The organism is Protofrankia sp. Cr1, from assembly GCF_963555865.1.
Lineage (GTDB): Bacteria > Actinomycetota > Actinomycetes > Frankiales > Frankiaceae > Protofrankia.
Genome location: NZ_CAUVXO010000077.1, coordinates 7027 through 15972, shown reverse-complemented (window position 1 = coordinate 15972; position 8946 = coordinate 7027). Strand labels below are relative to the sequence as shown.

Below are 8946 nucleotides of genomic sequence, written 5' to 3'. Positions count from 1 at the left end.
AGGTTGTGCTCAGCAAGCCTGTCGCGGATCGTGAAGAAGCTGCGATGGGCGAGTACGACCCCCTTGGGCCGACCCGTCGTACCGCTCGTGTAGACCTGCACGAGGGGATCTTCGGGCGCCGGATTCGTGTCGAGGTCGGTGTCGGGATGCTCCGCCTTCCAGGCCAGGAAGCCCGCACCAACGGCGTCCGGTTGGTCGAGCAGGACTAACGCCGGGGGTTCAGGAAGCTCGGTACCGACCTTTTCTGCCATGCCGAGGAACTCCGCTCCCACGAACAGCATTTCAGCACCGGAGTCGCGCAGGATGTGGGCGATTTCGCCGACGGTCAGGCGCCAGTTGAGGGGTACCAGCGTCGTTCCGCTCTTGGCGCAGCCGAACAGGATGTCGAAAAAGTGCTCCGAATCCTTACCGAGGTGGGCGACGCGCGGCTGGTGCCTGTGGCTGTGGCTGTGGCTGTTGCCACGGGCGTGGGCGTGCAGCGCATGCGCCGTGCGGTTGCTCTCGCGGTGCAGCTGGCCGTAGGTGACGGCGTGGCCTTCGCAGATGATGGCGGTGTGTTCCGGTTGCCGCCGCCCGTGGAAGGCCGCCGTGTCGGCGAGCGTTCGGATGCCTGGATGGTAGATCGCACTGGGCATCGGGCGGACTCCTCAGTTCTCGAACGGTTCTCAGCTGTTTTCTGGTTCACAGATATTTCGGAGGTTCACAGCCGGTCCGGACCGCACCAGATCAAGCACGTCTATTCCGAGGCATTTGTGTGGAGTTTGCCGGTGATCGGCAGCCAGTACCGTGACCGGTCAAAGGCGTAGCTGGGCAAGGTTGTTCTGCATCGCTCGTGGCCGCGGTGGTATTCGGCCCAGGACACTGGCACGCCCGCGGTGTACAGTTCCGCCATCGACTCGTGGAGCACACTGCCGTTTGTGTCTGCCGGGCGTAAACTGGTGAGCCAGCGGTGGGCGGAGACCGCCACGGACTGCCGGCACAGATCGATCGGTGTCGACGGTGGGCCGACCTCGATGAACACATGCCGGCCACGTCTTTCGATGGTGCGCAGGCCAGCCGCGAAACCGCTCGGCTCGCCGGAATTGCGGGCCCAGTATTCGGCTGTGCGGATTTCGGCGGGATCAGCCACCGCACCGGTCTGACTTGAGACAAGAGTCAGGTCCGATTCGCGGAAACCGATGTCGGCGACGGCCTCGCGGAACATGTTGACCTGCGGCGCACTGACTTGCGGTGCACTGAGCTGGCCCAGGGCCGCGATCAGGCTGACCGAGTCGGACAGCGAAAACAGACCTGCGATCGCGGCGGCGGCGATCTCGCCGATGCCGAAGCCGATTACCGTATCGGGCCGGATACCCCAGCTGATCCACATCTTCGCGGCGGAGTACTCCAGCGCGAACAGCGCAGACTGGGTGTCGCCGGCCTCGTCGGGTCCGTCGGGATTTTCGATTTTACCCAGGAGTAGGTCGCGGACGGACCGGCTCAGGTGGGGGGTGAACAACCGGTCGCAGTCGTCGAGGTGCCCACGGAAGACCGGGGAGCGCTCGTAGAGCGACCGCCCCAGCCCTGCGCAGGCGGTGGTCTGCCCGGTGAACACCAGCGCGATCCCAGGCCGGTCGCCCGCGTCCCCGCGCGGCGCCTGGCGAAACCGGGCCGACGTCTGCTCAAGGAGGGATGTCAGCTCATCGCGGTCGTGAACCACACCCGCGAGGCGGACGCCGAAGTGGGCCCGAGCGATGTTGCTCGTGTAGCACAGGTCGCCTATGGACAGGTCGGGATGATCTTCCACGTGCCGTTGGTACTTCCCGACCAGCATGCTCAGGGCCTGCTCGCTCTTTGCGGACAGGGTGAACACATGGGCGTCGCTGTCGTTCTCCTCGCAGGTGGGGATGGTCCCCGCAGGAGCCTGCTCGATGACGGCTGTGGCGATGGTTCCGGCGAATCCGTAAGAGTTGATCAAAGCGCGCCGGGTGAGCGCTTCCCACGGGCGTTGCTGTGTCGGCACCTCGATCGGATAGCTGTCCCAGGGGATCTGCCGCGAGGGGGTCTGCAGGTGCAGGTGCGGATAGATCACGGCATCACGTACCTGAAGGGCGACCTTAACGACTGCTCCGATGCCAGCCGCCGCCTCCATATGACCGATGTTCGGCTTGAGAGTGCCAACCACGACGGGGGCAACCGCGCTGTGGGACTCCGCGAACACGGTACCGATCGCGGCGATCTCGACCAGATCTCCCAACGGCGTTCCCAGCGCATGAGCTTCGACGTACTGGATGTCGCCGGGTTCAAGCAGCGCGCTGGTGAGGGCCGCGCGCATGAGGGCAGCGCGGGCTGCATCGTCGGGAACGGTGAAGGCGCCGCTGCCGCCGTTCTGCCGCACCGCCGTACCTCGGATGAGGGCGAGGACCGTGTCATCGTCACGCGTGGCGTCCGACAGACGTTTGAGCACGATCATCCCGCAACCCTCGCTGCGGGCGTAGCCGTCCGCGGCGTCGTCGAAGGTCTTCGACCGCCCGTCCGGGGCGAGCAGCTTGGCTTGCGAAAAAAGGATATGGGCCCGGGGGTGGTGGATGAGGTTCACCCCGCCGCACAGGGCGATCCCACACTCCCCACGCCGCAGGCCCTCGACGGCGAGATGCAGCGCCACCAGTGACGACGAGCAGGCCGTGTCAACCGCGATGCTGGGACCGTGCCATCCCAGGAAGCACGACAGCCGGCCGGGTAGTGCGCTGTGTGCGGTGCCCGTGGCGATGGGTGCAGCCAGCTCCTCGTAACCGAGCGAGTCGACCTCCAGCGCGTAGTCTCCGGCGCTGACCCCCACGTACACACCACCATCGCCGTTGCGTAGCGGAGTGGGATCGATGCCGGCGTTCTCCAGCGCTTCCCATGCGGTTTCCAGTACCAGCCGGTGCTGCGGATCGATGTACTGAGCCTCAGCCGGCGAGATGTCGAAGAACTCCGGATCGAACTGGTCGATTCCGTCCAGGAAACCGCCGCCGACGGTAGTTATTCTGCCTCTGACGTCGGTGCTATCGGTGCCTGCGTCGGTGGTGGCGAAGAAAGTGCTGTCCCAACGATCGGCGGGAATCGGCCCGATACCAGAGTGTCCGGCCTGAAGAAAATGCGTGAAATCAGCCAGGCTGTCATTACCGCCGGGGAAGCGCAGACCTACGCCAACGATGGCGATCGGCTCGTACTTTTCCAGGAGCAGCTGTCTGATGAGCAGCTTCTGCTGGCTGATGGTCGCTCTCGCCTGCGTGAGTTCCTCATGGCTGGGATGGGATACACCCGACATCGTCGTCCCTCCTGTCGTCCGGGCCCGAGCAGGTCTGTTCGCGCGGTCGTGGTCCGGGCCCGGGTCCGAACGGTTCGCGGTCAGATCCCGTACAGGTCCTTGAGGAGATCGTCGACAAGAGGCTTGTGGCCCGCCGTTGCCGCCGGCTGCTCGACCGGCTTTTCCTGCCCCCCGGGAACCGCAAAAAGCTCCAGGAGAGCCTCCTGGGTGAGGAGGTCAATCAGGTGTCGCACGGTCGGGCTGCGCAGCAGTGCGGACGTGTCGATCTCGCATCCCAGTGTGGCCTCAAGGCGTTGTTTGACGTCAATGACCCGCAGCGAGGTGAGGCCGAGGTCGAAATAGTTCTGGTCCAGCGGAAGATCGTCCTGTTCGGCCATCAGCAGGGTGACTTTGAACTCCGCTGTCACCATGGCTTCCAGTGCTGCCCGGCGTTCGGATCGCGGCAGCGCCCGCAACGCTGTGACGGCGGGCGTGGGTGCAATCATCGGGGTCCTCGTTTCAGTTCGACGTTCCGCCATCGAGTCGCTATTATGTCACCGCCGGTAATCGGGGTCCTTGCGTTCGATCAGGCGTTGCATGGCTTCGAAGACCTCCCTCGCGCCACCACCACTGTCCTGCACGGCACGCATGCCGGCGGACGAGCGCCTGTGCGCCTGTGCGGTCACGGCTGTGAGGGTCTGCCCGGACCTCTGCGCGGCGAGCTGGATCTCGCAGGCACGCTGCAGCAGCCACAGTCGGAGAAAGGCGTCCGGAATCGTCCGGCCGGTGGTCAGCAGGCCATGGTTCCGCAATATCATGATGTTCTTGTCAGCGAGATTCTTCACCAGGCGCCCGCACTCGTCCGGATATACGGTGACACCCTCGAAGTCGTGGTAGGCGAGCTGGCCGGCCAACTGGGCGGAGTAGAAGTTGTCCGGGCTCAGCCCGTCGCGAAGACAGGCCACCGCGCTGCCGGCGGTGGTGTGGGTGTGCATCACGCAGTGGGCATCCGGGCGGCTTGAGTGTATAGCCGTGTGAATGATGACGCCGGCTGGGTTCACCGGCCAGTCTCCTGGTTCCACGACCTTGCCGTCGAGGTCGATCCTGACCAGGTTGGATGCCGTGACCTCATGGTAGAGGAGCCCGAAAGGGTTGATGAGCAGGTGGTTTTCCGGACCGGGGAGGCGGACCGTCACATGATTGAAAATCATCTCAGTCCACCCGAGGTGGTCGAAGATTCGATAGCAGGCCGCCAGCTGTACCCGTAGTTCCCGCTCGGTGGGGTCGATTCCATGGGGGCCGGTGCCGGCGTCGGTTTTTCCGGGCGGTCCGATGCTCATTGTTCCACCTTCCGCTGAAGCATCCTGTCGGGCGAGCCGAGCTGACCGGGCGCGCATGACGCTACTGCGGACAGAACCCGGTCGTTGATTTCTCCGTCCGCTATGGTGATCCGAACTCCTTCGTCGGGGAAGACCCGGACGGTGATGCCGACCGATGCGAGCGCCTGTCCGATCCGGGCGGCGTCGGCCCCTGCATCCAGCCACACGAAATTGGCCTGACTGGGCCATACGGTCCAGCCTTGTCGGCGCAGCCCGTGGGTGAGCCGTATCCGTTCACGCCGGACCATGGCGCAGTGTCGGCGCAGCCATTCGTGTTCGTTCAGGGCTGCCAGTGCGGCCGCCTGCGCGGGTGCGTTGACCCGATAGGGAAAGGATGTGGACCGCAGCTTCTCGGCCAGCGCCGGGGCTGACACGGAGAAGGCGACGCGCAGGCCGGCCAGAGCGTAGGCCTTCGAAAAGGTGCGCAACGCGACAACATTGTCCTGGTGGCGAAGAAGATCAATACCATCCTGAATGCGGTCGGGGTCCGCGAAGTCACGGTATGCCTCGTCAAGGACGATTGTGACCGTCACAGGTACCCGTTCGAGTAGCCACTCGATCTCGCCCTTCTCGACGATGGTCCCGGTCGGGTTGCTCAGGATAATCATCCGGGTCGCGTCGTTGCAGGAGCCGGCCAGGGCTGCCAGATCGCATCGTCCGTCCGGGCGCAATGGCAGTGCAATCGAGGTGGCGGACGCGTTGTCCGCGAGCAGCGGGTATGCCTCGAAGGAACGCCAGGGATAAACCACCTCGCCGCCGGCCGCCAGCAGGCGAATCAGGCCCTGCAGAATTCCCATTGACCCGGCACCGACGAACACGTGGTCGGCCGCCACGCCGAGCTGGGAAGCTATCGCGGCGACGAGGGTCTCGGAGAATGGTTCGGGATACCGGTGGGGCGTCTGCCCGGTGCGAAGGAAGGCATCGAGGACGGCGGCCGGGGGTGGGATCGAACTTTCGTTCAGGGCGAGCCTGACCGGCGGTACAGTCGGCGCGTTCTCGCAGCGGGTGTTGGTTGTCAGCGGCTGCGGATCTACCGGGGCGGTGCTTGTCGTCATGATTTTCCTCCCTTTCTCGGTGGTCACCGTTTTTCAGTATCCGTGGTCGTAATCGACGACGTTCACCATGTCTTCGATGTTCACCCAGCGGTGGAACTGCCGGGCGAACATCGCTTCGAACCGGGTGCGACTGTGCGGCGAGCGCCAGGTGTGATGCGGGAGAATCAGGACGTTGGGCCGGCGCCACAATGGGTGGTCGACAGGTAACGGCTCAGGTCTATGGCCGTCGAGCACCGCTCCACCGAGGAGGCCGGCGTCAAGTCGGGAGATCAGCGCTGCGGAGTCGACGACTGCGCCGCGGGAGATGCTGATGAGCCAGCTGTGGGACGGCAGCAGAGCGAGTTCCCGTTTACCGATCATTCCGTCGGTCCGCTTGGTCAATGGGAGGGTGCAGATCAGGAAGTCCGATTCAGCGAGCAGGTCCGGCCAGGAGGCGTCGGAAATGACCCGCTCGACTCCGGGAACCGGATCTGGTCGTGGCCGGCGGGTGACCGCGGTAAGGCGGAGCCCGAAGGGATCCAGTAGCCGCGCGGCTTCGACGCCGATCGACCCGAGTCCGAGCATCAACGCCCGCCGGCCGACGAGGTCTACGGGAATGATGCTGGTGTCCCAGACCGCCCTGGCTGACCGGTCGACGAAGTCGAGGAGACCTTTGCTTGCGGTGAGCAGGGCAAGCGCGATCCACTCGGCGATGGGGCGGGAGTTCGCGCCCACCGCGTTGGTCAGCAGGATCCCCCTGGCGGCCAGTTCGTCCAGCGGGAGATCCTCTACGCCTGTGTAGTCCGAATGGATCCAGCGCAGGCCGGGGGAGCCGTCCAACAGCGCACGGAACCACTCCAGTCGAGGTTCACCGGTGCGCCAGGCGATCTCAGGTTTGCTGGTAGTATCAGTACAGGGTAGAGTCTCAATCCGGATATCCGACGGGAGGTCACCGCGCCGGACCATATGCAGCAGCGAGCTTTGCCCGATGGTTGACGTGGTAATGGATGGCATATGAGACACCTACCATGATGAATGTCCATGATCGAGCCATACGGCATTTTCAGGTCGCTCGACAAGCAGCGTGGCTGACTGTCGGCGAGGAGCCGGGCCGTGCTGGTTGATTAGGAGAGATCGTCAGCCTGTGTCCGTCACGATAAATCGCTGATATTGCGCCGGGGCCGGGAGTGGAATTTTTCGTCTGGTATCCGGAATGTAGGAATTCTACCGCAGCCCGGCCGGAGTGTCGACCCATGGGACGAGGTTCAGGGAAGGCGTGATATTGATGGCTGTGGGTCATAGTGTTGCATGTAAATGATCATGATGATGGATGGTCATTCTTTCTGTCGACCGGATTGTTTTCCCAGCTCAGGGCTTGCTTCGTGGTTCCTGACCGCCGATACGGATGCGTCGGATCCGATGTAAACATTCAAGTGCCTTGTAGATCTTGCTGTGTGTAGGCGATATCCAGACACGTCTGGATGTTGTGTGAAACGGCGGGTGTCGGTGCGTGCGTCCTGGTCCGGGTGTGGTGACCTAGGTGGGTGGCCGGGGTCGAGGAGCTGTCGCGCGAGGAGCTCGTCTCACTGCTGGTGGCCCAGGCCGGCACGATCGCCGCGCAGAAGGAGACGATCGCCTCCCAGGCCGAGATGGTCGAGGAGTTGCGTCGCCGGGTCGCGGAGTTGGAGCGGCGGGCGGCGGGGGCGGAGAAAGGCAAGCGGGGCAAGCGTAAGGGTGCCGACGGGTCGTCGCTGGCCTGGTCCGACGACCCCGACGAGACGGTGCCGCACTACCCGCTCGGGGCGTGCGGGTGCGGGGCGGACCTGGGCGGTGCGGCGGAGGTGGGTCTGGCCCGGTCGCACCAGGTCCACGAGGTGCCGCTGGTCACCGTCAAGGTTGTCCAGCACGACCTGTACCGGGTGCGGTGCGGCTGCGGGCGCGAGCACGTCGCCGGCCAGCCCGGCGGGGTGGCCCGCGCGCCGGCCAGCTACGGGCCGAACCTGTTGGCGCTGGTGGTGTACCTGCTGGTCTTCCAGCACGTGCCGGTCGAACGCGCCGCGCTGCTGGTCCGGGACGTGACCGGCGCGGCGCCGTCGACGGGGTTCGTGCACGGCGTGCTGGCGCGGGCCGCGGTCGCGGTCGCGGTCGCGGGCACGGGCACGGTGGAGAGAATCAAGGAGCTGGTGGTCGGGTCGCCGGTGGTCGGGTTCGACGAGACCACCCTGCGGTGCGGGCCGGCGGGGAAGAAGAAGTACGTGCTGTCGGCGTCCACCGACCTGTACGTGGTGTTCGGCCTGGGCGGGCGGGACCTGGCCGGTTTCAAGGCGTTCGGGGTGCTCGGCGACTTCGCCGGGACCGCCGTGCACGACCGGTACAACCTGTATGACCACGCCGACTTCGCGCAGGTCGGCGGCCACCAGCTTTGCGTGGCCCACATCCTTCGGGACCTAGAGGACGTGGCCGAGGTCTACCCGGACAGCCGCTGGCCCGGCCAGGCGCAGCGGGCGCTGCGAGGGTTGGTCCGGGCCTGGCACACGGCCCGCGACGCGGGCCGGGCGCGGGTGCCGGTCGAGGCGGCTGGCCCGCTGACGGCCGAGTTCCGCGGCGCGGTCCGGGTCGGCTTGTCCGAGGTCCCCCCGCCGACGGCCCGGCCGCCACGACCAAGCAGCCGCCCGGCCGCAGCCTGCTGGAATGCCTGCGGGACAGGGAAGACGACGTCCTGCGGTTCTGCTCGGACACCCGAGTCTGGCCGACGAACAACATCAGTGACCGCGACCTGCGGCCCCAGAAAACCCAGCAGAAGGTCTCCGGCCGGTTGACCTCGGAGGACGTCACCCGCCACCGCCTCGACCTCCGTACCTACGTCGCGACCGCCCGCAAACACGGGATGAACGTCATGGCCGTACTCCGCGACGCGATGGCCGGCACCCCCTGGACACCACCCACCGCGGCCCCACCCTGACGTCCCTGCGGCACCCGACCACCGCGCCGTAGCCGACGCAGCGTACACGCATTCCTTGATCACGAAACCACGTGAATGTCTACGATCCGATCGGCCCTCGGACGCGCGGAGTTACTGGGCGGTAGCCGTAGATTTGTGATCAGTTGAGACTCGTTCTGATCACTTGGGTGGCCAGGGCCGCATAAGCGCGTGTCGGTCCCGGGCGCAGGACTCGGATCCGGTCAAGGGGTGGGCGTGAGCCAACCGTGGGCGTGGAGGTGGTCGAGGATGGCCTGCACGGCGTCCGGGGAGGATGTCTGT

Annotated in this window: 8 protein-coding genes; 2 read left to right on the top strand and 6 right to left on the bottom strand. The window is 65.5% G+C overall.

What is annotated here, in order from left to right; genetic code table 11:
• The 6 genes from U9980_RS09340 to U9980_RS09315 all read right to left on the bottom strand — a co-directional run.
• Positions 1-635, bottom strand: a 635-nt coding sequence (locus U9980_RS09340; RefSeq protein WP_322767566.1) for an AMP-binding protein, incomplete at its 3' end; no start/stop codon positions are given.
• A 101-nt stretch (positions 636-736) separates the two neighbouring features.
• Positions 737-3292 carry a type I polyketide synthase gene (locus tag U9980_RS09335; protein WP_322767565.1) on the bottom strand — a complete coding sequence of 852 codons (2556 nt, stop codon included), beginning with the start codon at positions 3290-3292 and terminating at the stop codon, positions 737-739.
• Between the two features lie 80 nt (positions 3293-3372).
• On the bottom strand, positions 3373-3777 hold the full coding sequence (locus U9980_RS09330) for an acyl carrier protein (RefSeq protein WP_322767564.1): 405 nt from the start codon (positions 3775-3777) through the stop codon (positions 3373-3375).
• Positions 3778-3825: 48 nt separating this feature from the next.
• Positions 3826-4611 (bottom strand): class II aldolase/adducin family protein, encoded by a 786-nt coding sequence (locus tag U9980_RS09325; protein WP_322767563.1) that lies wholly within the window; start codon positions 4609-4611, stop codon positions 3826-3828.
• Positions 4608-5705 carry an aminotransferase class I/II-fold pyridoxal phosphate-dependent enzyme gene (locus tag U9980_RS09320; RefSeq protein ID WP_322767562.1) on the bottom strand — a complete coding sequence of 366 codons (1098 nt, stop codon included), beginning with the start codon at positions 5703-5705 and terminating at the stop codon, positions 4608-4610. Before U9980_RS09320 ends, U9980_RS09325 begins: the two co-directional genes overlap by 4 nt.
• A gap of 33 nt (positions 5706-5738) precedes the next feature.
• Positions 5739-6698: a D-2-hydroxyacid dehydrogenase gene (locus tag U9980_RS09315; RefSeq protein ID WP_322767561.1), complete on the bottom strand. Its 960-nt coding sequence runs from the start codon at positions 6696-6698 to the stop codon at positions 5739-5741.
• A 530-nt stretch (positions 6699-7228) separates the two neighbouring features.
• Here U9980_RS09315 and U9980_RS09310 point away from each other — a divergent pair.
• Both U9980_RS09310 and U9980_RS28500 read left to right on the top strand, forming a co-directional pair.
• Positions 7229-8503 carry an IS66 family transposase gene (locus U9980_RS09310; protein WP_322767560.1) on the top strand — a complete coding sequence of 425 codons (1275 nt, stop codon included), beginning with the start codon at positions 7229-7231 and terminating at the stop codon, positions 8501-8503.
• The gene (locus U9980_RS28500; RefSeq protein WP_416210207.1) at positions 8404-8646 is read left to right on the top strand and encodes a hypothetical protein; all 243 of its coding nucleotides are present in this window, start codon (positions 8404-8406) and stop codon (positions 8644-8646) included. Before U9980_RS09310 ends, U9980_RS28500 begins: the two co-directional genes overlap by 100 nt.
• The last annotated feature ends 300 nt before the right edge of the window (positions 8647-8946 follow it).